Source organism: Paraconexibacter sp., from assembly GCF_059438195.1.
In genome coordinates, this window is the sequence record NZ_JBLKKY010000044.1 from 13,313 (window position 1) to 36,830 (window position 23,518).

Genomic DNA, 23,518 nt, shown 5'->3' on the forward strand with positions numbered 1-23,518 from the left:
GCGTCCCGTTCGTCGTCGGTTGCAGAGACCACGAACAGAGAGGATCACCTCATGCCCCGCTTCATGCTCTTCATGCTCCCCAACATCACGCCGGAGGACTACGCGTCCGGCCCCGACGTCGAGGCCGTCGAGGCGATGGGCCGCTTCAACCAGGAGATGGTCGACGCGGGCGTCATGCTCGCCGGCGACGGGCTCCACCCCGGCGAGGAGGGCCGCCGCGTCAGCGTCGTCGGCGGTGAGAAGGTCGTCACCGACGGGCCGTTCACCGAGGCCAAGGAGGTCATCGGCGGCTACTGGATCATCCAGGCGAAGGACCTCGACGAGGCGACGGAGTGGGCGCGCCGCTGCCCGATCGACCAGGGACCGTCGATCGAGGTGCGCGAGATCTGGGAGGTCGAGGACATGCCGGCCGAGGTCCAGGAGGCGGCCGAGCGCACGCATCCCAAGCTCGACAGCCCCACGACCTGACGCGTCGGAGCCACGCGATGTCCGCGACGAGCGCGCACCGTGCGATCGACGCCATCTGGCGGATCGAGTCGCCGCGCCTCGTCGCGGGCCTGGTGCGGATCGTCCGCGACGTCGCGCTCGCCGAGGACCTCGCGCAGGACGCGCTCGTGGCCGCGCTCGAGGCGTGGCCGCGCAGCGGGGTCCCCGAGAACCCGGGCGCGTGGCTCATGACGACGGCGAAGCGGCGGGCGATCGACGCGCTGCGCCAGCGGTCGACGGCCGAGGAGAAGCACACCCAGATCGCCGACGGGCTGCGTCGCGAGGGACCGGCCCCCGACCCGGATCTCGTGGCCGTCGACGACGAGGACGTCGGCGACGACATGCTCCGCCTCGTCTTCCTCTGCTGCCATCCGATCCTGCCGACCGAGAGCCGGATCGCGCTCACTCTGCGTCTCGTCGGCGGCCTCACGACCGAGGAGGTCGCGCGAGCGCTCCTCGTGCCGACCGCGACGGTCGCCCAGCGGATCTCGCGGGCGAAGCGGACGCTCACCGAGGCCCGGGTCCCGTTCGAGACGCCCGGCGCGGGCGAGCGCGACGAGAGGCTCGCCTCGGTCCTCGAGGTCATCTACCTCGTCTTCAACGAGGGCTACAGCGCGACCCGCGGCGACGACTGGATGCGCCCCGCGCTCTGCGAGGACGCCCTCCGCCTCGCCCGCGTCCTCGCCCGCCTCGTCCCGGGGGAGCCGGAGGTCCACGGGCTCGCCGCGCTCCTCGAGCTGCAAGCCTCGCGGACGCACGCCCGCATCGGCCCCGACGGCGAGCCGGTGCTCCTCCTCGACCAGGACCGCCGCCGCTGGGACCGGCTCCTCATCCGGCGCGGGCTCGCCGCGCTCGCGCGCGCCGAGCGGCTCGGGGCCGGCCTCGGTCCCTACGGCCTCCAGGCGGCCATCGCGGCCTGTCACGCGACGGCGCCGAGCGCCGAGGCGACCGACTGGACGCGCATCGCCGCGCTCTACGACGGTCTCGCGCAGGTCGCCCCGTCCCCGGTCGTCGAGCTCAACCGCGCCGTCGCGGTCGGCATGGCGTACGGGCCGGAGGCAGGGCTCGTGGTGCTCGACGCGCTCGCGGACGACGCGCGCCTGCGCGATTCGCATCTGCTGCCGAGCGTCCGCGCCCACATGCTCGAGAAGCTCGGTCGCGTTCCGGAGGCCCGCACCGAGCTCGAACGCGCGGCGTCGCTCGTCCGCAACGCCGCCGAGGCGCGGATGCTCCGCGAGCGCGCGGACCGCCTCGCCCGCCCCTCCTGACGAAACTCACGCCAGGCGTGAGTCTCGTCAGGACGGATGGGCGGCTTGTGCGCATCTCCAGCGCCGCGACCACCCCTCCCGCACGGAGGGTCCCCGTCCCGACACCATCGGCTCACCGGAAGAGATCACGAAGAGAGGGGCACCCGGTGAGCGGAACCGAGATGGAGGCCGTGGAGTTCGACTCGTGCGGCGTGCGCTGCGCCGCCGACCTCTACCGGCCGGACCCCGATCGCTTCCCGGGACGGCGCCCGGGGATCGTCATGGGCCACGGCTTCGGGGTCGTCAAGGCGGCGCTCGTCCCGCACGCCCAGCACCTCGCCGACGCGGGCTACGTCGTCATGGCGATCGACTACCGGACCTTCGGCGAGAGCGACGGCGAGCCGCGCGCCCAGATCTTCCCGCTCGATCAGGTGGAGGACTTCCGCAACGCGGTGACGTGGCTCGAGCAGCGCGACGACCTCGTCGAGCCCGGTCACATCGGCGCGTGGGGCGTGAGCTTCGGCGGCGGCGTCGTCCTCGGCGCCGCGGCGGTCGAGCCGCGGATCCGCTGCGTCGTCGCGCAGAGCCCCGCGTTCGGGCGCCGCTGGACGACGTGGCTGCGCAACCCGTTCGAGTGGCTCGAGATGCAGGAGATGCTCGTCGACGAGCGCCGCCGGCTCGCGCGCGGGGAGGCGCCGCGACGCGTCCCGCTCACCGCCCTGCCCGCCGACGGCCCGTCGGCGATGCCGGGCGACGAGCCCGCGATCGGCTTCGTCCGCGCCGCCGAGGAGCAGCTCCCCGGCTACCGCTCCGACATCACCCTGCAGAGCGTCGAGAAGGTCGCCGAGTTCTTCCCCGACCGCACCATCGACCTCATCTCGCCGCGGCCGATGTGCATCGTCACGAACCTCGACCGCGACCTGCACCATCCGCTCGCCCACGCCCAGGAGGTCTTCGCCCGCGCCGGCGAGCCGAAGAAGCTCGTGCCGATGCCGTACGGGACGGTCGGCCTCTACGAGGAGCCGGGCCTCGGCGAGGCGATGGCGCACGCGATCGAGTGGTTCGACCGCTGGCTCGCGAGCGGCATCTCCGCGGGGATGGCGCCGTCGGCCGTGTCGGCCTGAGCACGGCGGACGTGGCCAGTGGAGTGCACCCGTGGGGTGCGCCCTCCTGGCCACGTCCGCCCGCCGCCTACTCCGCCCGCCGCCTACTCCGCCCGCCGCCTACTCCGCCCGCCGCCTACTCCGTGCGCCCGGTGAGCGACATCACGCCGAGGACCGTGCCGGCGGGAACGGCGATGCCGGTCTCGCGGACGAGGATGTCCGAGGCCTCCTTCGTGAGTCGCAGGACGACCCCCGTCAGCTCGAACGACCCGCCGGCGTCGCGCAGCTTCACGGCCGACGTGTCGAGCGCCGCGACCGCGACGAGGTCTCGCGCGCCGCTCGTCGAGCGGTACCGGGCGTAGAGGAGCAGGTCCTGGATCGGTCCTGGGCCCTTCTGCTCGGTGCCGAGCCTGCGGTTGATCGTGACGTTCTCGAGGGTCACCGCGCGCGTGCCCTGACGCACCGTGAGCTAGCGGTGTCACACCCAGAAGTCCGGGTGCTTCTCGGCGTCGGGGGCCTCGGGCTTGCGACCGCCGACGCAGATGAGGTCGAGTCCCTCCGGCCCGGCCTCGAACGACCGGATCACCGCAGGAGCGACGCGCAGCGCGTCCCAGGTCGCGAGCTCGATCACCTCGTCGTCGAGCTTCGCGCGGCCCGAGCCCGCGACGACGACGTATAGCTCCTCCTGCTCACGGTGGCGGTGGCCCCAGGGCATGCGCGCGCCCGGCTCGTACGTGAAGCGGCTGACGCCGAGCTCTGGCGACCCGAGCGCGTCGCGGGCGAACCGCCACTGGATCGGAACGTCCGCCGGGCTCACATCGCGGATCTCCGAGAAGCTCGCCTTCGTCCAGTCGGGCATGGCGAGCGAGAACCTACCGGCACCACCGCCGCGCGGCCGTGTGTCGTTCCAGCGACGCCCGGCGTCGCTGGAACGACACACGTCGCTGCGCGCCGGGCCGTGCGCCGATCCGATGACGCCCGGCGTCGCCGGATCGCCCCACGCCTACTCCCCCGCCCGCTTGCGCTGCTGCCGGCTCGGGCCGACGTGCCGGCGCAGCCACTCGACGACCGGGGTCATCGCGTCGAGGTCCGCGCGGACGCGCTCGCCGCACTCGCGGCGGTGCACCCACGCCCCGACCGGCGTGCGCCGGTGCAGGACGAGCTTCTTGTGACGCAGGAGGTCGGCGCGCGGGTGATCGGCGTCGTAGCCGCGGGGGATCCGCTTGAGGTCGGGCTCGCCGAGCTCGAGGCCCGCCTCCTGCGCCCCCGCGATCGCCTTGCGCAGCGGCGCCGCCTTGCGGCCGTCGGCGACGGCCTCGCGCAGCCGCGCCACCTGGTCCGGCATCGGGGCGTACATGCCGGCGGCGACGAAGACGCCGTCGAGGCTCAGCTCGACGTAATGGCCGATCGCGCCGTCGATCCCGATCGCGAGGCCGACGTGCTCCTTGATCGGCGGCTTCATGTGGAAGCGCGTGTCGTTCCAGGGGCGGAAGAGCTTCCCGGTGCCGAGGTGGGCGAGGTCCCGGGCGAGCGCGTTCGCGGGCGCGACGAGGTGGTCGTCGTAGCGAGCGCGGTTGGCCTTGAACCAGTCGCGGTCGTTGTTGGCCTCGAGGTCCCGGAGGAAGGCGATCGCCTCCTTCGGGAAGCCCGTGAACTCGGCGGCACGCGCGGACATGGCGCAAGAACCTAGCCGACGCCGGCCGCCTCGTTAGGGAGCCGAAAGGAAGCGCTCCTACTCTCGGTCTCATGGACGGAATCCTTCTCTACATCGCGTTCGTCGCGCCCGTGCTCGTGCTCGGGCTCGCGGCCCAGTGGTGGCTGAAGAAGACGTTCGCGACGAACAGCGAGATCGGCATCCGCGCCGGGATGACCGGCGAGGAGGTCGCGCGTCGCATCCTCGACTCGAACGGGCTCCACGGAGTGCCCGTGCAGCCGTCGCCCGGCGGCCCGCTGAGCGACCACTACGACCCGCGCTCGCGCGGCGTCTTCCTCTCCGAGCCGGTGTTCGCCGGCCGGTCGATCGCGGCGGCCGCGGTCGCCGCGCACGAGGTCGGCCACGCGATCCAGCACGCGAAGGCCTACAAGCCGATGGAGATCCGCGCGGTGATGTTCCCCGCCGTCGCGTTCGCGTCGTCGACGTGGATCTTCCTCCTCATCGCCGGCGCCATGTTCAACGCGCTGGGCCTCATCCAGGTCGCGATCGCGCTCTATGCGCTCGCGGTCCTCTTCCACTTCGTCACGCTGCCGGTCGAGTTCGACGCGTCGAAGCGGGCGGGCGTCCAGCTCGCGGGCCTCGGGCTCGTCACGGACACCGAGCGCGGCGGGGTGCGGAAGGTCCTCACGGCGGCGGCGCTCACTTACGTCGTCGGCGCGCTCGCCGCCCTCTCACAGCTCCTGTACTTCGTCCTCGCCTACCTCTCCGACTAGGAGAGCGCGAGACGACGACGGGCGTCCCCCCGGCGCGGGACCGGCCGGGGGGACGAAAGCCCGTCGCGGGTGCTCAGGCAGCGGCGGCCTGCTTCAGCAGCTCGTCGGCGACCCGGTCGGTCGCGTCGCCCGTCCCGCCGAGGAGCCGGCGGCTGAGCTGCGCACGACGGAAGTAGAGCGGCGCGTCGTGCTCCCACGTCGCGCCGATCCCGCCGTGGACGTTGATGTTCGACCGCGACGCGTACTCGAGCGCCTGGCCGGCCGCCGAGCGGAACGCGCTCGCCGCGAGCGGGAACTCGTCCGCCTTCGACTCGCCCGACCAGCCCGCGTAGTACTCGAGCGACCGCGCGTTCTCGAGCAGCCGGAGGACCTCCGTGAGCTCGTGCTTGATCGCCTGGTAGGAGCCGATCGCGCGACCGAACGTGAACCGCTCCTTCGCGTACTGGACGCTCATCTCGAGCGTCGTCTCGACGGTGCCGAGGGACTCGGCGGCGATGATCGCGTGCGCGAGGTACCATGCACGTGCGAGGACCTCGGCGTCCGCGCCGAGCTTCGCGCCCTGCGCGCCGTCGAGCGTCACGTGCGCGAGCGAGCGGGTCGCGTCGTACCGCGCGACCGGCTCGACCGTCGCGGCCGAGGCGGGGACGGCCGCCGCGACGGGCGTCCCGTCGGGCGTGACGCCGACCGCGACGAGGAGGTCCGCGCCGACCGCGTCCGGCACCCACGACACCGTGCCGCTCAGGGTCACCGTGTCGCCGTCGACGGTCGCCGACGGCGCGTCCGGGCGCGCCTTGCCGCTGCGCGGGTCGACCGACCAGCGCTCGTCGTCGGTGCTCGGCGGGCGCGCCGGGAGGTACGCGACGCGCGTCTCGCCCGTCGCGACCGCCTCGATGTCGTCGTAGCCGCCGCGATCGAGGACGAACGAGGCGGGGAGGACGCCGAGGAGCGGCACGCCCGCGAGGACGCGCCCGGCCTCCTGCGCGACGAGGAGCGCGTCGAAGGCGCCGAGCCCGGCGCCGCCGTTCTCCTCGCTCACGAGGAGGCCGGGCCAGCCCGCCTCCTTCGCGGTCGGCCACAGGTCCGGGAGCTTCGAGGCGTCCTCGAGGCCCTCGCGTGCGGCCTCGACGGTCTTGGTGCGGGACAGCGCGTCACGCGCGGCCTCGCGGAGCAGCTCCTGCTCCGGGGAGAGGGAGAGGTTCATGCGGACACGGCCTCCTTCTCCTTCGCGCGGAGCTCGCTGAACGGGATGCCCTTGTCGAGACGCGGCTCCGGCGGGAGGCCGAGCACGCGCTCGCCGATCGTGTTGCGCAGGATGCCCTCGGTCCCGCCCGCCGACTTGAGGCCCGGGAGGAACGAGATCATGTAGGCCCACTCGCTGTCCTCGTCGAGGGCCTCGGGGCCGATGACGTCCGCGAGCAGGTCGCCGGCGGCGATCGCCGCGTTGACGGTCGTCACCTTGGACAGACCGGCCTCCGGGCCGGGGATCTGGCCCTTCTGCAGCGCGGTGAGCGTGCGGTAGCCGGTGAAGCGCACGGCGAGGAGCTCGGTCGAGAGCTCGCCGAGCCGCTTGCGGACCGCGGGGTCCTTCACGGCCGCCTCGTCCGTCGCGAGCGCCTTCGCGAAGCGGTCGCCGCGGTAGCCGAAGCCCTCGGAGCCGAGGCCGATCGTGAGGCGCTCGAACATGAGGACGGTGAGCGCGGTCGCCCAGCCGTTGTTGACGCCGCCGACGACGTTCTCCGCCGGGACGACGACGTCGTCGAAGAACACCTCGTTGAACTCGGCCTCGCCGGAGATCTGGCGCAGTCCGCGGACGGTGACGCCCGGGGCGCTCATGTCGACGATGAACATCGTGAGGCCCTTGTGCTTCGCCTGCTCCGGATCGGTGCGGGCGAGGAGGAGGCCGTAGCTCGAGAACTGGGCGTTCGTCGTCCAGACCTTCTGCCCGTTCAGGGTGTACGTCCCGTCGCCGTTCTCCTTCGCGCGCGTCTGCACCGCCGCGAGGTCGGAGCCGGCGGCGGGCTCGGAGAAGAGCTGGCACCACACCTCGTCGCCGTGCAGCATCGGCCCGAGGTAGCGGCTCTTCTGCTCGTCGGTGCCGTGGGCGATGAGGCACGGCCCGAGCATGCCGATCCCGATGACGTCGAGGATCCCGGGGACGCCGGCGCGCGCGATCTCCTGGTTGACGATCACCTGCTCGATCGGGCCCTGGCCCTGCCCGCCGAGCTCTTTCGGCCACGTGACGCCGGCGAGACCCGCCTCGGCGAGCTTGCGCTGCCAGGCGCGGCGGCCGTCGATGTACGCGGTGTCACCCGAGTCGCCGGACGCGGGCGGGGCCGAGTCCTTGTTCTCCTCGAGCCAGGACCGGACCTTCGCCCGGAACTCCGCCTGTTCGGGGGTGTCGTTGAGGTCCACCCGTTCTCTCCTTTGGCTGACTGGACAGTCGACGGCACCGTAGCACCCGGGGAGGCGCCTGTTGGCGGCGCGCCAACGCGCGTCGACGGGGCCCGCGGCCCCTGCGCCGGCAGCGCCGCCAGGCGGCACCGCGCGGCCTCGAGAACTCACGAGCGGCTCGCGGGCGACACGCTTTGAGTTCCCGCGGCGTGGCGGTGCGCTTGGCCGAGCCGGGCGGCGGCCCCGGCGGCGTCACCCGGCGTTCTCGGTGACTTCCCGCCAGAACGCGACGGCGGCGCGCTCGAGGACGATGCCCATGCGCAAGGTCATCGCTCCGCCCGGTGATGTGCCGTCCGGGCCGAGTCGCTCCTCGAGACGCTCGAACTCCTCGAGCCGGCTCACGCGCAGGGCGAGCTGGGTCCGCGCGAGCTCCCGAAGGGTCGCGTCGTCGCCGAGGCTCACGAAGTGCAGCTTGAGGGCCCCGCCGTCGCGGAGCTCGATCGCGTCGGCCGAGGGGTCGCCGAGCCACTCGTCGAGCGCCTCGCGTCCCTGTTCGGTGATCGAGAAGAAGCGACGGCGTCGACCTCCCTCCTCGTCCTCGCTCTTCAGGAGGCCCAGTTCGGAGAGCCGCTTGGGCTCGGTGTAGAGCTGGACGTGGGACACCGGCCAGAAGTGGGCGATCGACCCGGCGACGTAGCGCTTGAGCTCATAGCTCGTGGTCGGACCGCGGAGCGCGATCACCCCGAGAACGATGAAGGAGGTCGGGCCCAGTCGCGACTTGCTTGACACCCGCGACACTGTAACCGTACCGTTCATGACGTACCGTTCATTCCGAAGTATGGAGTCTACCTTGCGAACAAGGTTCACCGACGCGTTCGGCATCGATCACCCGATCGTCCAGGGAGGCATGCAGTGGATCGGACGAGCGGAGCTCGTCGCAGCGGTCGCTGACGCCGGGGCGCTCGGCATGCTCACCGCGCTCACCCAGCCGACGCCCGAGGCGCTCGCGCACGAGATCGAACGGACCCGAGAGCTGACGGATCGACCGTTCGGGGTGAACCTCACGATCCTTCCGGCGATCTCTCCGCCTCCGTACGCCGAGTACCGTCAGGTCATCATCGAGTCGGGCGTGCCGTTCGTCGAGACGGCCGGAGCGAACCCGGGTGATCATCTGCCCTCGTTCAAGGCGGCGGGCATCAAGGTGATCCACAAGGCGACGACGGTGCGTCACGCGCGGAAGGCCGCGGCCCTCGGCGTCGACGCCGTCTCGATCGACGGCTTCGAGTGCGCAGGGCACCTCGGCGACGACGACATCGGCGGACTGGTCCTCATCCCGGCGGCCGTCGACGCGGTCGACGTGCCCGTGATCGCGTCGGGAGGCATCGCGGATGCCCGTGGCCTCGTCGCGGCGCTCGCGCTCGGTGCCGATGCGGTGAACATCGGAACGCGCTTCATGTGCACGGCGGAGGCGCCCGTTCACGACGCGATCAAGCAGCGGATCGTCGCCAGCAGCGAGCGCGACACCGACCTCGTCCTGCGCTCTCTGCACAACAGCACGCGCGTCGCTCGCAACAGCGTGAGCCAGGAGGTCCGTCGTCGCGAGGCGGACGGCTGCGCCTTCGAGGACGTCCGGGATCTCGTCGCCGGCGCCCGTGGTCGAGTCGTCTACGAGGAGGGCGACCCGGAGCACGGCATCTGGGGGGCGAGTCAGGCGCAGGGACTCATCCACGACGTGCCGACCTGCGCGGACTTCGTGCGTCGAGTGGTCGAGGAGGCGCAGATGCTCGTCCGCTCCCGCCTGGTGCCCATCTCTGAGATGGAGGAGATGGTCGGGTGAGTCTTCTCAGCTTCAGCGAGGAGCAGGACGCGTTCGTGGCCGCCATCCGCGACTTCGCGCGTCGCGAGTGCGGGACGCGAGCGCAGCGCGACGCACTCACCGAGGGCGGGCGCCACGTCCACTCCCCCGCCATCTACGAGAAGGTCGCGGAGCTCGGCTGGCTCGGCGCGGCGATCCCCACGCGGCACGGCGGTGCCGGCGGTGGGGTCGAGGATCTCGCGCTCCTCCTCGAGGAGTCGGCACGCGGGTTGATCCCGATGCGCGGGTTCGCCGTCTCGATGATCGCCGCCGGCGCATACGAGCGCTTCGCCGACGGCGACCTCAGGCACGAGGTCCTCGGCGACATCGCGCGGGGCGGCGTGGAATCGATCGCCATGAGCGAGCCGGGGGCAGGCTCGGACGTCGGAGCCCTCGCCTGCCGCGCGAGACGGACCGACTCCGGCTGGGTCGTGGACGGTCAGAAGACGTGGATCAGCGAGGCGACGTTCGCCCGCCGCATCCTGCTCGTGTGCCGCACCGGGGGCGGCGGCTCCAAGCACGACGGGCTGTCGATGCTCAGCATCCCGGCCGATGCTCCCGGCGTCACGATCCGGCCGATCGAGACGATGGGCGGGCCGATCGTCTGCGACGTCTTCTTCGACGGCGTCGAGGTCGGCGACGACCGGCTCGTCGGACGCGAGGGTGGAGCGTGGATGCAGCTCATGGCGGGGCTCAACGCGGAGCGCCTCATCCTCGCTGCTCTCACCCTGGGAACTGCGATGCGCGCGTTCGACGACCTCGTCGAGTACGTGAAGACCCGAGAGCAGTTCGGACGGCCCGTCGGCTCGTTCCAGGCGTTGAAGCACCGCATCGCCGATCTCGCCACGGAGCTCGAGTGCGCCCGGCTGCTCACGTACGCGGCCGCGCGGGCCGTCGACCGCGAGCCGTCGCGCACCTTCGCCCGCGAGGCGTCGATGGCGAAGCTCAAGGCGACGGAGGTCACGAAGCGCGTGACGCTGGAGGGCATGCAGATGATGGGCGGATACGGATACGCCCGCGAGTACGACATGGAGTCCCTCGTCCGCGTCGCGCTCGTGTCGACGATCGTCGGCGGAACGAGCGAGATCCAGCGCGACATCATCGGCCGGTCTCTCGGCCTCTGACCGGCTGGTCTCTCGCGATGTCCTCCGGGGGCGATCACCTGCCCGAACGCACGTCTCACCGTCCTCGCGTCCTCGCCGCCGCGCCGGGCGGCGCGGTGGTCGGCCAGGGCTTGAGATACGCGCGTCTCTTTGTTACGGTCTCGGCCGTGTTCGGGGGGGAGACCAGCGTCGGAGACGTGAGGCGGATCGTGACGCCGCCGGCGCGCTCGGCGATCCGCGCCTCGCGAGTCGGTGCAGCGGCAGGGCCGGTCGCGTGCGTCCGATGAGAGACGACTCTCTCCACGCCCCGCAGAGCCCGGAGCTCGTCCTCGACGATGAGCGGCTGGAGAAGCTCGCGGCTGCGCTCGAGGCCGTCCTCGCCACCGACCAGCCGGCCATCCGGCGTCTGCGGTACGCGCGAACGACGGTCGCCTTCTCGCTTCGGGGCAGCGACGGTCAGGTGAACCTGCTGCTGGACCGCGTCCCGCTCACCATGTCGCGCGAGTCGATGGAAGCCGAGGTCGCCATCGAGCTCACGCCGAGGCAGCTCGATCGGATGCTCGCCGGGGACCTGCACATCCCGTCGGAGATCGAAGCGGGGGCGCTCGCCGCTCGGGGGCCGGTTCGCCGGTACCTCGAGGTCGACCCGATCCTGCGTGGTGCACTGCGGTCGCGTGCGGGCACGCCGGTCTCGGCGCAGGTCGAGGCGGACGCGCCGGCTCCCGCGTTCGCGCGTGGTGACGTGCGGATGGGAGACCTGCTCGCCATCGAGACGCGCGACCTCCACAAGCGCCTCGGGCGCCGACAGGTCCTCCGCGGCGTCGACCTTCAGGTGCCCGAAGGCGTGATCGGCATCGTCATCGGTCCCTCGGGGACCGGCAAGTCGGTGCTGCTCAACCACATCACCGGAATCATGCGGCCCAGCCGTGGCGACGTCATCGTCCGAGGGCGCTCGCTCATGAAGATGACCCGACGCGAGCTCCTCGCTCTCAAGCGTGAGGTGGGGGTGATGTTCCAGGACGGCGCGCTCTTCAGCGACATGAACGTCTTCGAGAACGTCGCGTTCCCTCTCCGCCAGCACACCGACCTCAGCGACGCCGAGATCGCCGAGGTCGTGATCCGCCACCTCCGCAGCGTCGGGCTCGCCGACGCGGCGCGGAAGCGGCCGTCGGAGCTGTCCGGGGGGATGCGCAAACGGGCGGGGCTCGCCCGGGCGCTCGTTCTCGACCCGGGCATCATCCTCTGCGACGAGCCCGACTCGGGTCTCGATCCGGTTCGCACCGCCCGCCTCGCGGAGCTTCTCGCCGAGCAGCACGCCGAGATGGGCGGGACGATGCTCGTCATCACCCACAACATCCCGCTCGCGAAGCGCATCGGCGAGCACATCTCGGTGCTGTGGCGCGGCGGTGTCGTCGAGTCGGGGCCGACCGAGCGCGTCTTCGCGTCCGACAACCCGTTCGTGCGCCAGTTCCTCGAGAGGGAGACGGTCGGTCCGCTGGGGATGGACGAATCGTGATCGCGCACCCGCGAGTCATGTGTGCGACGGCTGTCGCGCAGTCAGAGCAGGCAGGAGGACGACATGGCCGCGACTGAGGCGCGTCGTCCGGCGGCCCGAGTTCTCGAGGGGCCGATGGCGTCCGCGGTCATGGCTCGCCTCGAGACGGCCGGGGGCATCGCCGCGCTTTTCCTCACCGCCATCCGGATGGCGCTCGTGCCGCCGTACGACTGGGTCCCCGAGGCGCTCGCCGAGTGCTCGCGCATCCTGCGTCGATGCGTCATCCCGCTCGGGGTCTCGGCCGGCATCTTCATGTTCGGCTACGGCTTCGTCGTCCTTGGGGGCATCGTGAGCGTTCTCGGCGCGCAGGACCGCGAGGGCGGTGCCGTGATCATCGGGTTCCTCCGTGAGACGTCGGTGTGGACGACGGGCATGGTGTTCGCCGGAGTCGCGGGCAGCGCCATGGCCGCCGACCTCGGCTCGAGGAAGGTCCGCGAGGAGCTCGATGCGCTCGCGGTCCTCGGTGTCCACCGCGTCCGAGGGCTCGTCGTGCCGAAGGTCGTCGCGAGCCTCGTGATGGCACCCGTGCTCGGCATGATCGCGATGTTCTTCATCGAGCTCGTCAACTTCGCCCTCGCGCCGGGCCGCTTCGGCTTCTCGCGCGAGGTGCTCCTCGAGAGCACGCGGGGGAGCCTCATCGCGCTCGACGTGTACGGCGCCCTCATCCGCTACGTCGTCATCGGCGGCCTCGTCGCGGCGGTCGCCTGTTACAAGGGCCTCAACTGCGAGAGCGGGACACAGGGCGTCGGCCGTGCCGTCAACCAGTCGATCGTCATCTCGTTCTTCGGCATCTGGATGCTCGATGCGTTCTTCATGCTCGGGTACCTCTCGTTGTTCCCCGAGGCAAGCGTCGACTTCAAGGGGTGAACGTCACCATGGCTGTCACCACACCGAAGACGCTGCGCGAGGACGACGCGCTCGAGCAGGACGAACCTGCGCACGACGCCGGCTTCCTCGCCGAGATGGGGCAGCTCGTCGAGTTCTCCGCCTCGACCTTGCGCCACGTCCCGGCTGCGACGAGGGACATGGCAGAGGTCTTGCGCCACGCCGCAGCGATGACGTCCGGGACGTCCCCGCTGCTCTTCGTGATGTACGTCTTCATCGGCATCGCGACGATGAACGTGGGCTACTTCCTCCTTCACCCCCTGGGGGCGGCCGACTACATCGGAGCGATCGGCGGCTTCGCGCTCCACGTCTCCGGCGCAGTGATGTTCGCGTACGTCTTCACCTCCAAGGTCTGTGGAGGGTTCGTCGCCGAGATCGGCGCGATGCGCGTCAACCAGGAGATCGATGCCTATGAATCCGCCGGGGTCGATCCGCTGCGCTTCGTCGTCGCGACGCGCATCCTGGCGACCATCGTCTACATCCCGGTCGCGACGGTCATCGGTCTTCTGGGCTACACGGCCGGCGCGTATCTCGACGCGATCATCATCCTCGACGCGACCGATTCGGCAGGCTTCCTCCGCTTCCACTGGATCAATCAGGGGATCACCGATCAGCTCCAGGTCTTCGTCACCGTCGGGCTGACCGGCATCTCGACGGCACTGGTCGCGTGCTTCTACGGGATGCGGACGACTGGCGGGCCTGCAGGAGTGGGGGCATCGGTCGCGCAGGCCGTGAAGGTCAACCTCGTCCTCGCCAACATCATCGGGGCGCTCACGGTGATCCTCTGGTACGGGGCCGACCCCGGCGTTCCGATCGGAGGCTAGGCGATGCACCTCTCCGCTCAGCGTCCGCGCGTCGCCGCGCTCGTCCTCCTGGCCGTCGCCGCGACCGCTCTCGTGGCGATCTCCGCCGGAGGCCGCTCTGGCCAGCACGACGTCTTCATCACCGTGCCCGAGGCCACCGGCGTCGGGGCCGGGCAGAAGCTCCGTGCCGCCGGCAGCGAGGTCGGCACGGTGAAGGACGTCATCCCCGTCCGCATGGGTCGGGCCGCTCGCCTCCACCTCCGCATCGACGATTCCGTCTGGCCGCTCCCGAAGGGAACGAGGTTCGTCGCCCGGTGGGGCGGGACGATCAACCAGTACGACCGCTACCTCGCGGTCGAGCTGGGCCCGGACGGCAGCGCGCCGGCCGTCGCCGACGGCGGTGACCTTCCGGCGTCCGCGCTCACGATGCCCGTCGAGTACGGCGACCTGCTCTCCGTCTTCGACCGCGAGATGCGTCGGGACCTCAAGACGATGCTCGACAACTCCGGCGCGGCGCTCGACGCGGCCGGCCCGCAGCTGCACGACGCTCTCGGCGTGTCATCCCCGGCCGTGCGCGCCGGTCGCGGGGTCCTCGCCGATCTCGACGCGAGCGAGGAGTCGCTCACGACGCTGCTGCGGACGACGGACGACGTCCTCGGGGCGGTCGGTCGGGCCGACCCGGGGCTCGCCGAGCTCGTCACGGCGACCGGAACGACCCTCGACGCCCTCGCCGACGGCGCTGCGCATGTCGGGCAGACACTCGAGCGCACCCCCGGGGCGCTGAGCCAGGCCCGTACGACCCTCCGGCGCGCCGACCCGGTCCTCGGCTCGGCGCACACGCTCGTCGAGCGTCTCCGTCCGGGCGTCGCGGAGCTCCGGCGGCTCGCCCCGACTCTCAACGGACTCCTCCGCGGCGTGATCGACGTCGCGCCCGACGCGAAGAAGACGCTGACGACCGTCACCGGCGCCTCGCCGTCCCTCACGCGTCTCGTCCGAGACCTCGGCGATCGTGACTCGCGGCTGCGAGCGATCGCGGTCGAGAGCACGGAGGCGCTCACGTGCATCCGCCCCTACGCGCCCGAGATCGCGTCGTTCGGGACGAACTGGGGCTCGATCCTCTCGGGCACGGACGGCAGGGACAAGTACATCAGGGCCCAGCCGCAGGTCCTGCTGCCCGCGGGTCACAACGTCCAGACGGGGAGCCCGGAGCAGGCGGCGGAGCAGTGGCCGGGTCTCACGTACGCGTTCCCGCGGCCGCCCGGCTTGACGGCCGGTCAGCCGTGGTTCCTTCCGGAGTGCGACATCACCGAGGACGCTCTCGACCCGGCCAAGGATCCCGAGGCGCGCTCCTCTGGCGGTGGCGCGCGGGGTCGGGACGGAGTCGGTGGAAGGGAGGACCGATGACCCGGGCTCGAGGCGCGGTCCTCGCGCTGCTGGCCGTGCTCGCCGCGGTCGCGCTGATCGCCGCGTCCTCGGGCGAGGGCCCGGCAGGGTACGAGTTCCGTCTCGAGCTCGACAACGCCCAAGGCCTGAGGGACGGATCGCGCGTCACCGCCGGAGGCGCGCAGATCGGTGAGGCCGACGTCGAGCTCGGCGAAGGGGACCGCGTGATCGTCACCGCTCGCCTCGACCCGGGCGAGGTCCCCATCGGGCAGGACGCGAAGGTCTTCATCGGCTCCGTGAACCTGCTGGGCCAGAAGCGCCTCGAGGTGGACCGCGGCGACTCGTCCCGCCCCCTGCCGTCACGCGCGACCCTCGACGCGTCGCGGGTTCGCGTGTCGACCGATCTCGACGAGGTCCTGTCGGTCCTCACGCCCGACGTCCGGGCGCGTCTCGGGATCCTCATCAACGAGGCGGGCACCGCGTTGTTCGGTCGCGAAGCGGACATCGGGAGGCTCGTGACGGATCTCCCGCGCACGATGCGCGAAGCGACCGAGCTCGTCGATCAGCTCGTCGGCGACAACCGGACCCTCGAGCGGCTCGTCCGCCGCAGCGACGCCGTCGTCGGCGCGCTCGCCGCCGAGCGCAAGGAGCTCGGTGCGCTCGTGGAGGCCGCGGGCGATGCCGCGCAGACGGTCTCTTCCAAGCGCGCCGAGCTTCGCGCGACGCTCGCCAACGCCCCATCCGCCCTCGGCCGGCTCGAATCCTTCCTCGAGGAGCTCGAGCACGCCGCCGCCCCGCTCGGGCCGGCCGCACGACACCTCGCGAGCACCGCGCCGCCCCTCGATACCGCGCTCGCGGAGCTCGCGCCCTTCCGGCGCGCCGCCGCGGGGACGCTCGAGAAGGCCGCGGACGTCTCGCCCGCTCTCACGAAGCTCGCCCGCACGGCCGCCCCCGTGGTCCGGCGTGGAGTCCCGATGGCGGACCGGCTTCGGCTGTTCGCCACGCGCCTGGAGCCCGTCACGGACACCCTCGATCACAGCGTCGACAACCTGCTCGCCGTGATGGAGAACTGGGCGCGCGCGATCCAGTTCCGGGACGGCTACTCACACGTCTTCCGGGGCTCTGCCGGCGTGACCCCGCAGACGCTCGAGAGCGTGCTCTCGAACCTCGGCATCGGAGAGGCGAAGGCCAGGCGCGTCTCCCGTCGGCCGCAGCCGCCGCCGCGCGAGACCTCGCAGCCGCAGGACCGCGCGCAGGCACCGGCGGCGCCCGCGCCGCTCAAGCCGCTCCGGGACGTCGCGGGCGGCGTGCGGGAGGCGGTCGAGGGCTTGCAGGGTGCGCTGGAGGGAGTCACGGAACCGCTCGGCGCCGTCCCCGACGCCCTCGGCGGTCCTCCGCGTCGCGACCCGTCCGCGAGCGATGACGCCGGCCTCCTCGACTTCCTCCTCGCCCCGTGATGCCGATGCGCAGACACCGCCCGCGACGCCGGCGCAGCAACACCCCTTCCCGCGCCTGGCTCATCGCGCGGGGAATGGCGACGCTCGGACTCGTCGGGGCGTTCGTCGCCTTCGCGGTGAGCGTCAGCGACGGCGTTCCGGGCAGGGACTACGGCACGCTGCAGGTCCTCGCCTCCGACGCCGGGAGCCTGCGCGCGCACGACAAGGTCGCGATCGGCGGTGTGCGCGTGGGGCAGGTCACGGTGACCGAGCCGACGACCCAGGGAACGCGCATCGAGCTGCAGCTCGAACCCGGACTCGACCTTCCACGCGACACCGCCGTCCGCCTGCGCGCGAACGGCCTGCTCGGTGCGCGGTACGTCGAGCTCGTCCCCGGGACGAGCCCTCGGCGGCTTCAAGACGGCGTGACGATCCGTGCCGATGCCGACGCCCTCACGTACGGCGTGCCCGATGCGCTGGACGTGTTCGACAGCGAGACGCGGGAGCGGCTCGGTCTCGCGCTGACGGGCGTCGGCGGCGGGCTCCTCGGGAACGGCGAGCTCCTCAACGACACCGTTCGGGAGTCCGCAGGGGCGGCGCGCCCGTTCGCGCGGATCGCGAGCACCCTCACCGCTCGCCCAGCCGCCGTGCGCCGGCTCCTCCCGGCACTCGACTCGGTGATGCGGCCGCTCGCGACGGTGCGTCGAGAGCTCGCCCAGCTCGCGTCGCCCGCGTCGAGGGCGCTCGCGCCGTTCGTCGACGAGCGCGAGAGCACGCGAGAGGCCCTCGATGAAGCCCCGTCTGCGCTCGCGAGCGCGGCGAGCGGCCTGGGACGGGGCGCGGGGCTCGTCCGCGCGACCGGGCGACTGGCCGTGGCGGCGAACCGCACGCTCCCGCACGCACCGGCCGGCCTTCGCGAGACGACGGCTCTCCTGCGGGGAGCACGCACATCCACCTCTGGCGGCCGCTCGCCGCTCGCGCACGCCGAGTCGCTCCTGCAGGTCGTGGATCGGTCGATCCCTCGCACCCTCGAGCTCCTCGGCGCTCTGCGGCCGGTCGTCCCGCGCCTCACGGACGGGCTCGACGATCTCATCGCGATCGCCGCCGAGGTCGGACCGTACGGCTGCGACATCATCAACTTCGGCCAGGTCTTCAGGAGCATGACCGGCTTCGGCGGGATCGGAGAGGGGCCACTGGGCCAGGCGGCGCAGTTCCGGCTTCAGGCGATGGCGTCGATCGAGGCGATCGGCGTCGAGGACGCGACCCCGGTCCGGGACGCCTACCCCCCGCCGTGCAGGTACTCGCCGGGGGGCCGCTACGAAGTGACGCCGTTGACCGACCTCGCGAGGAGGCCCTGATGCTGAGGAGCGTCCTGAAGCTGGTCGTCGCGAAGCGCCACACGCTCGTCGGCGCCGGCGCGGTACTCGGTCTCGCCGCGCTCCTCGCGGCCTCGTACGAGGGCACCCTCCGGGATCTGGTCAGCTCCGACAAGAGGACGGTCGTCGCCGAGTTCGCAGACGCCCGGACCGTCCAGCCGGGGGACCCCGTCCGCTTCGAGGGCGTGACCGTCGGCGAGGTGGAGAGCGTCGAGGGCCGCGACGACGCGCGCGCCGCTCTCGTCGAGATGCGGGTCGAGCGCTCCGCGGGGGAGCTTCGAGCCGATGCTCGAGCGCACATCGTGTGGCGCACGCTCCTGGGCGGCAGCTTCGCGGTGAAGCTCGAGGCCGGCCGGCCGGGAGCTCCGCCGCTGGGCGATCGCCACATCCCCATGTCGCGGACGACATCTCATGCGGAGCTCGACGACGTGACGTCGATCGTCGAGGGCGACGCGCGTCGCGGCTTGCGAGCCCTCGCCCCCGCGCTCGCCGAGGCGTTCTCCCAGCCGCAGCATCCCGCAGGCCTCGCTCGCGCGCTGAAGGAGGTCTCGCCCGCCATCGCCTCGGGCGTCGGCGCCCTGCGCGGCTCGCAGGAAGGCGAGCTCACACGCCTCGTCACGTCGGCGGCCGCGACCACGCGTGCGCTCGATGCGCCCGACGACGCTCTCGACCGGCTCGTCGCGGGCGCGGCGAACGCGCTCAGCGCCACCGCGGCCCGCGAGGCGGAGATCCGTGAGGCGTTCACGGCGGCACCCGCCGCTCTCGAGAACGCCGAGGCGACCCTGCGACGCCTCGACACGACTCTGGACGGAGCCGAGCCCCTCGTCGACGAGCTGCTCGTCTCGGCGGCAGACGTCGGGCCCGCGGTGAGCGAGCTCCGACCGGTGGCAGCGGATGCGCGCAGCCTCCTCTCTGACGCCGGGCCGCTTCTTCGCGCCCTTCAGCCCGCGCTGCACCGGCTTGGCGGCGCGGCGAACCACGCGTCCACTCTGCTCGACGAGCTCGATCCGAGCATCGACCGGCTCGCGGACCGGGTCCTCCCCTACATGAACGAGATCGATCCGGAGACCGCGCACTCGGCTGCGCAGATGGTCGGTCCCGCGCTGAGCGGGCTCGCCGGGGCGGCGGCGCAGATCGACGCGAACGGGCACTTCATCCGCTTCCCGCTCAGCGCCGGGAGCTCGCCGAGCTACCTGCTGCCGTGTCAGATCTATGCGGGCAATCCCAGCAAGGGACGGCTCGCGGAGTGCAACCGACTCGACGAGGAGCTGCAGGTCCTCCTCTCGTACAGCCCGCTCACCCCGGCGCCCGGCACCGCGCCGGAGCCGTCGACGAGGAGGACTCCATGACGGAGGTCCGGGATCGCGTCACCGACCGGCTGACGGGGGTGCGTCTCCGCCTCGAGCTGAAGCGCTCGGGGAAGAGCGCCGCTGTGGTCCTCGTCGGAATCCTCGTCGCCCTCGCCGGCGGCGCATGGATCCTCGGGAACGTCGCGCCGTCGATCGTGAAGGACACGCGCGAGGTGGAGTTCGAGGTCGCGAACGCGCAGGCCGTCCGACCTCACATCAACGAGGTGCGCTTCAGGGGCATCCCGGCGGGACGGATCGTGGGCCTCGAGCTCAGGGAGGGGACTCCGGTCGTCACCGTGGCGCTCGAGCGCCGTTACGGGCCCGTCTACCGAGACGCCCGGGCGGAACTGCGGCCGAACAGCGCGTTGCAGGACATGTACCTCGACATCGTCGACCGGGGAGACCCGTCCGCGGGTGAGGCGGGTGTCGGCACACCGGTGCCCGAGTCGCAGACGCGGACGCCGGTCGACGTCGCCGACACGCTGAGTGTCTTCGACGCGCGGACGAGGTCACGACTCCGTGTGCTCCTCGCCGAGCTCGGCAACGGGTTGACCGACCGCGGCGCGCAGCTGCGCGCCGTGTTCGCCGACGCCGTTCCCCTCCTGGGGGCAGCGAAGAAGGCGTCATCGCAGCTGGGCCGTCGCCGCCACCTCACTGAGCGCCTCGTGCACAACGCGACTGCGCTCACCGAAGAGCTGGCACGACGCGACGGCGATCTTCGGGCGCTCGTCCGAGAAGGGAGCGAGACGGCATCCGCGCTCGGTGCAAGCGCCTCCGACATCGACGCGACGCTCGCCGCGTTGCCCGCCGTTCTCGAGACTCTCGACTCGAGCTTCTCGGCCACAAGGCCGGTGCTCGAGGACGTCGATGCCGCAGTCGGCCGGCTGCGGCCCGTCGCGCGGGAACTGCCACGGGCGCTCGACAGCGTCCGTGCGTTGGCTCGCGACGCGGCTCCGGCCGTGCGACGGCTCCGAGCGCCGGTACGGGAGCTCATCCCTTCGTCGCGCCGGCTGCTGCCCCTCGCGAACGACCTCGATGCGTCGATCCTCACGCTCAGGCCCCAGGTCGACACGATCGATCGGACGACCCTCAACCTCGAGAACTGCGAAGGCGGAGTGAAGGGCTTCTTCCAGTGGGACGCGTCCATGACGAAGTTCGGGGACGTCCGCGGACCGGTTCCGCGCGGGAACCTCGTGATGAACGCGCAGACGCTCGGCGTCAACGGACCCCATGAGTTCGCGGTGAAGGCGTGCACGCCCGGAAGCGCCATCGGCGGCCGACCGCCGGTGCCCGAGGACGGACATTGAGAGGGGAACGGACATGATCGGAGAGACGAGAGCGCTTCGGCATCACCTCACGGTCGTGCTGCTCGGCGCGGCACTCGGTCTTGCCGTCCTCGTGACGCTTCTGCGTCTCAGCGGCGTGCTGCACTTCGGCGGCACGTACGACGTCAAAGCCGTCGTCCCCCAGGCGGGCTCGCTGACGCAGGGCACGAGCGTCACGATGGCCGGCGTCAGGGTCGGGACGGTGAAGGCGGTCCACCGCCGCGGCATCGGAGCGCTCGTCGACATCCGTCTCGAGGACGAGCGCGTCACGCCGTTGCCCGTCGATTCCACCGCGCGACTCAGGGTCCGCACCCCGCTCGGCGAGAACTACATCGAGATCGGACGAGGTCGCGCCGAGCGCAACCTCGAGTCGGGCGGAACCATCCTCGCCTCCGTCTCCGCCTCCGACGACTACGTCGATGTCGACGAACTGCTCTCGACGCTGCAGGGCGGGACGCGTGCGCAGGCGCGCAAGGTCATCCAGGGCCTCGGCGACGCGGTCGACGGCAGGGGCACGGAGCTCAACGAGACGCTCGAGCACACCGGTCACCTCCTGCTGTCCGGGTCGAACGTGACTCACCGCATCGTGCGCGACCGAAGGAGGCTCGCTCGGCTCGTCGAGAGGCTCGGCGATCTCACTGCCGCTGTCGGCGAGCGGGGGGCCAGTCTCGAGGTCCTGGCGCGACAGGGGCTCACGACGTTCCGCGCCGTTGCCGCTCGCGACGACGCGCTGAGGTCTGTGCTCCGCGAGCTCCCTGGGACGCTCCGACAGGTGCGGCAGACGAGCGACCTCCTCGGCGCGCTCTCTGGTACGGCGACGCCTGTCGTCGATGATGCTGCCGAGGCGATCCGCGAGCTTCGTCCCTCCGTGCGGCTCCTCCGGCCGGCGGCCGTCGACGGGCAAGCGATCGTTCGTCGACTGGGCCAATCGGCGCCTCCACTGCAGAAGACGCTCGAGGCTCTGCGGGACTCGGCGCCGGCGCTCTCGACGACCGTGGCGAGAGCCGATGACGTGCTCTGCGAGGCGAACCCCGCGTTGCGATACCTCGCGCCCTACACCGCGGATCTCGTGTCCTCCCTCACGGGCCTCAACGCGGCGACGAACTCATACGACGCGGTGGGGCACACGATCCGCCTCATGCCGGTGTTCGGTGAGAACGCGGCCGTCGGCCTTCCCGCCGACGTGAGCAAGGCCGCGTTCGAGCTGAGCCACTCGGGCTTCCTTCGCAAGACCCAGGGCCTGAGCTTCAAGCCGTATCCCGCTCCGGGCGAGGCGAACGACAGCCTCGACCGGGGGCAGCCGTCGGTGCTTGGACCCAGCGAGGTGCCGGCGAAGACCGAGTACGTCTACCCGCGGGTGGAGGCGGATTGCTGATGGGCCGTCGCCCGCCCGAGAACAGCGCGCGAGCGCTCCGATCTGAGGTATCACGATGACCACGACTCACCGCGAAGAGACGACCGATCCGAAAGACGAGGCGGGGCCCCTCGCGTCCCCCGAGTTCGTCGAGAACCCCTATGCGTTCTACGCGCAGCTGCGTGAGCACCAGCCCGTCTTCGAAGTGCCCGGCACCGGTGCCCTGCTCCTCACCCGGCACGAGGACGTCCGGACCGCGTTCACGGACGACCGCTTCGGCGTCTGCTTCGAGGAGTACCAGAAGATCCGCATGGGCGAGCACATCGCGGACGAGCCGTACGTCCGCTTCGGCAAGGAGCTCCTCGTCCTCGCGGATCCGCCGAGGCACACGGCACTCCGGTTCGTCCTCAGGCGGGCGTTCACGCTCGATCGTGTCAAGGCCCTCGCGGACTACGTCCGCGGCGTCGTCGACGAGCTGATCGACGGCTTCATCGAGCAGGGAGAAGCGGATCTCATCACCGACTTCTCCTACCAGGTGCCTCTCGCGGTCATCGGTCATCTCCTCGGCGTGCCCGAGAGCGATCGGCCTCTCATCGCGAAATGGGTCCATGACTGGGGCCCGATGCTCGAGTTCACGCCGATGACGCCTGAGCAGCTCGCGGGCCTCAACCAGTCGGTCCTCGGCCAGGAGGAGTACTTCACCGAGCTCGTCGACGCGAAGCGGAAGCGACCCGCCGACGACTTCCTCAGCGAGCTCATCGCCGCCAACGAGGAGGCGGAGACGCCGCTCACGAACCTCCAGCTCGTCGCGAATCTCATGCTCCTCTACTTCGGCGGCCAAGATACGCAGCAGAAGCAGGTGGGGAACGTCCTCGTGGCTCTGCACGAGCGGCCCGAGGCGCTCGCCTGGCTGAAGGAGGACCTCTCTCGAATCCGTCCCGCCGTCGTCGAGCTGCTGCGCATCGATCCGGTGGGGCAGATCAGCGCGCGCATGGCGATCGAGGACGTCGAGATCGGTGGACAGCGCATCTCGGCCGGGCAGCTCGTGCTGCCGAGCATGGGAGCCGCCAACCACGATCCGCGCGTGTTCCCCGAGCCCGAGACGCTCGTCTTCGATCGCGATCGCGAGACGCTCCTGCAGCAGATGACGTTCGGGGGCGGCCGCCATCGGTGCCTCGGCGTGCACCTCGCGCAGCAGAACGTGCCGATCATGCTCGAGGCCGCGTACGGCAGGCTGCCCGATCTCGAGCCCGTGCTCGAGAGAGCCGTGCGGCAGCCGAACGTCGTGAGCCGCGGCTACGACCACCTGCCCGTGAGGTGGACGACCTGAACCGCAGGTCGACGGCGGACGCGGCGCGAGCAGGGTCGACGGGTGGCGCGCGGCGGCGCGCCTAGGTGTAGTTCCTGAGCACGTTGTTCATCCGGTCCTCCTTGGAGGCT

22 protein-coding genes are annotated in these 23,518 nt (G+C 71.6%); 16 read left to right on the forward strand and 6 right to left on the reverse strand.

Going from position 1 to position 23,518, the window contains the following annotated elements; translation table 11 throughout:
• Positions 1-51: 51 nt before the first annotated feature.
• From ACME2J_RS14870 to ACME2J_RS14880, 3 genes are all read left to right on the forward strand, one after another.
• Positions 52-468 (forward strand): YciI family protein, encoded by a 417-nt coding sequence (locus ACME2J_RS14870; RefSeq protein ID WP_495545714.1) that lies wholly within the window; start codon positions 52-54, stop codon positions 466-468.
• A gap of 17 nt (positions 469-485) precedes the next feature.
• Entirely contained in the window at positions 486-1,754 is a 1,269-nt protein-coding gene (locus tag ACME2J_RS14875; RefSeq protein WP_495545715.1) for an RNA polymerase sigma factor, read from the forward strand.
• A 146-nt stretch (positions 1,755-1,900) separates the two neighbouring features.
• Positions 1,901-2,857: an alpha/beta hydrolase gene (locus ACME2J_RS14880; protein ID WP_495545716.1), complete on the forward strand. Its 957-nt coding sequence runs from the start codon at positions 1,901-1,903 to the stop codon at positions 2,855-2,857.
• A gap of 115 nt (positions 2,858-2,972) precedes the next feature.
• Here ACME2J_RS14880 and ACME2J_RS14885 read toward each other — a convergent pair whose 3' ends face one another.
• The 3 genes from ACME2J_RS14885 to ACME2J_RS14895 form a co-directional block, all read right to left on the reverse strand.
• On the reverse strand, positions 2,973-3,299 hold the full coding sequence (locus ACME2J_RS14885) for a hypothetical protein (RefSeq protein WP_495545717.1): 327 nt from the start codon (positions 3,297-3,299) through the stop codon (positions 2,973-2,975).
• Positions 3,300-3,314: 15 nt separating this feature from the next.
• Positions 3,315-3,695, reverse strand: a complete 381-nt coding sequence (locus ACME2J_RS14890) for a cupin domain-containing protein (RefSeq protein WP_495545718.1) — start codon at positions 3,693-3,695, stop codon at positions 3,315-3,317.
• Positions 3,696-3,839: 144 nt separating this feature from the next.
• Positions 3,840-4,511: a TIGR02453 family protein gene (locus ACME2J_RS14895; protein WP_495545719.1), complete on the reverse strand. Its 672-nt coding sequence runs from the start codon at positions 4,509-4,511 to the stop codon at positions 3,840-3,842.
• Between the two features lie 71 nt (positions 4,512-4,582).
• Here ACME2J_RS14895 and ACME2J_RS14900 point away from each other — a divergent pair, with 71 nt between their 5' ends.
• On the forward strand, positions 4,583-5,263 hold the full coding sequence (locus ACME2J_RS14900; protein WP_495545720.1) for a zinc metallopeptidase: 681 nt from the start codon (positions 4,583-4,585) through the stop codon (positions 5,261-5,263).
• A gap of 73 nt (positions 5,264-5,336) precedes the next feature.
• On the opposite strand, the gene ACME2J_RS14905 is transcribed toward ACME2J_RS14900, so the two are convergent.
• From ACME2J_RS14905 to ACME2J_RS14915, 3 genes are all read right to left on the reverse strand, one after another.
• On the reverse strand, positions 5,337-6,464 hold the full coding sequence (locus ACME2J_RS14905; RefSeq protein WP_495545721.1) for an acyl-CoA dehydrogenase family protein: 1,128 nt from the start codon (positions 6,462-6,464) through the stop codon (positions 5,337-5,339).
• Entirely contained in the window at positions 6,461-7,675 is a 1,215-nt protein-coding gene (locus ACME2J_RS14910) for an acyl-CoA dehydrogenase family protein (protein WP_495545722.1), read from the reverse strand. The genes ACME2J_RS14905 and ACME2J_RS14910 overlap by 4 nt, the downstream gene beginning before the upstream one ends.
• Positions 7,676-7,906: 231 nt before the next feature.
• Complete coding sequence (locus ACME2J_RS14915) at positions 7,907-8,443, reverse strand: PadR family transcriptional regulator (protein WP_495545723.1); 537 nt, start codon at positions 8,441-8,443, stop codon at positions 7,907-7,909.
• A 61-nt stretch (positions 8,444-8,504) separates the two neighbouring features.
• On the opposite strand from ACME2J_RS14915, the gene ACME2J_RS14920 reads away from it, so the two are divergent.
• The 12 genes from ACME2J_RS14920 to ACME2J_RS14975 all read left to right on the forward strand — a co-directional run bounded on the left by ACME2J_RS14920 (position 8,505) and on the right by ACME2J_RS14975 (position 23,408).
• The gene (locus ACME2J_RS14920) at positions 8,505-9,491 is read left to right on the forward strand and encodes an NAD(P)H-dependent flavin oxidoreductase (RefSeq protein WP_495545736.1); all 987 of its coding nucleotides are present in this window, start codon (positions 8,505-8,507) and stop codon (positions 9,489-9,491) included.
• The gene (locus ACME2J_RS14925) at positions 9,488-10,633 is read left to right on the forward strand and encodes an acyl-CoA dehydrogenase family protein (protein WP_495545724.1); all 1,146 of its coding nucleotides are present in this window, start codon (positions 9,488-9,490) and stop codon (positions 10,631-10,633) included. The genes ACME2J_RS14920 and ACME2J_RS14925 overlap by 4 nt, the downstream gene beginning before the upstream one ends.
• A 262-nt stretch (positions 10,634-10,895) precedes the next feature.
• On the forward strand, positions 10,896-12,128 hold the full coding sequence (locus ACME2J_RS14930) for an ABC transporter ATP-binding protein (protein ID WP_495545725.1): 1,233 nt from the start codon (positions 10,896-10,898) through the stop codon (positions 12,126-12,128).
• 129 nt (positions 12,129-12,257) lie between these two features.
• Positions 12,258-13,034: an MlaE family ABC transporter permease gene (locus ACME2J_RS14935; protein WP_495545726.1), complete on the forward strand. Its 777-nt coding sequence runs from the start codon at positions 12,258-12,260 to the stop codon at positions 13,032-13,034.
• An 8-nt stretch (positions 13,035-13,042) separates the two neighbouring features.
• Positions 13,043-13,876, forward strand: coding sequence for an MlaE family ABC transporter permease (locus ACME2J_RS14940; protein WP_495545727.1), 834 nt, complete (start codon positions 13,043-13,045; stop codon positions 13,874-13,876).
• 3 nt (positions 13,877-13,879) lie between these two features.
• Positions 13,880-15,259: an MlaD family protein gene (locus tag ACME2J_RS14945; protein ID WP_495545728.1), complete on the forward strand. Its 1,380-nt coding sequence runs from the start codon at positions 13,880-13,882 to the stop codon at positions 15,257-15,259.
• Positions 15,256-16,695, forward strand: a complete 1,440-nt coding sequence (locus tag ACME2J_RS14950; protein ID WP_495545729.1) for an MlaD family protein — start codon at positions 15,256-15,258, stop codon at positions 16,693-16,695. The genes ACME2J_RS14945 and ACME2J_RS14950 overlap by 4 nt, the downstream gene beginning before the upstream one ends.
• Before the next feature lie 74 nt (positions 16,696-16,769).
• Positions 16,770-18,032 (forward strand): MlaD family protein, encoded by a 1,263-nt coding sequence (locus ACME2J_RS14955; protein WP_495545730.1) that lies wholly within the window; start codon positions 16,770-16,772, stop codon positions 18,030-18,032.
• Complete coding sequence (locus ACME2J_RS14960) at positions 18,032-19,399, forward strand: MlaD family protein (RefSeq protein WP_495545731.1); 1,368 nt, start codon at positions 18,032-18,034, stop codon at positions 19,397-19,399. The genes ACME2J_RS14955 and ACME2J_RS14960 overlap by 1 nt, the downstream gene beginning before the upstream one ends.
• Entirely contained in the window at positions 19,396-20,706 is a 1,311-nt protein-coding gene (locus ACME2J_RS14965; RefSeq protein WP_495545732.1) for an MlaD family protein, read from the forward strand. Before ACME2J_RS14960 ends, ACME2J_RS14965 begins: the two co-directional genes overlap by 4 nt.
• Before the next feature lie 13 nt (positions 20,707-20,719).
• Positions 20,720-22,099 (forward strand): MlaD family protein, encoded by a 1,380-nt coding sequence (locus ACME2J_RS14970; RefSeq protein ID WP_495545733.1) that lies wholly within the window; start codon positions 20,720-20,722, stop codon positions 22,097-22,099.
• A gap of 55 nt (positions 22,100-22,154) precedes the next feature.
• Positions 22,155-23,408 (forward strand): cytochrome P450, encoded by a 1,254-nt coding sequence (locus ACME2J_RS14975; protein ID WP_495545734.1) that lies wholly within the window; start codon positions 22,155-22,157, stop codon positions 23,406-23,408.
• Positions 23,409-23,518 lie beyond the last annotated feature (110 nt).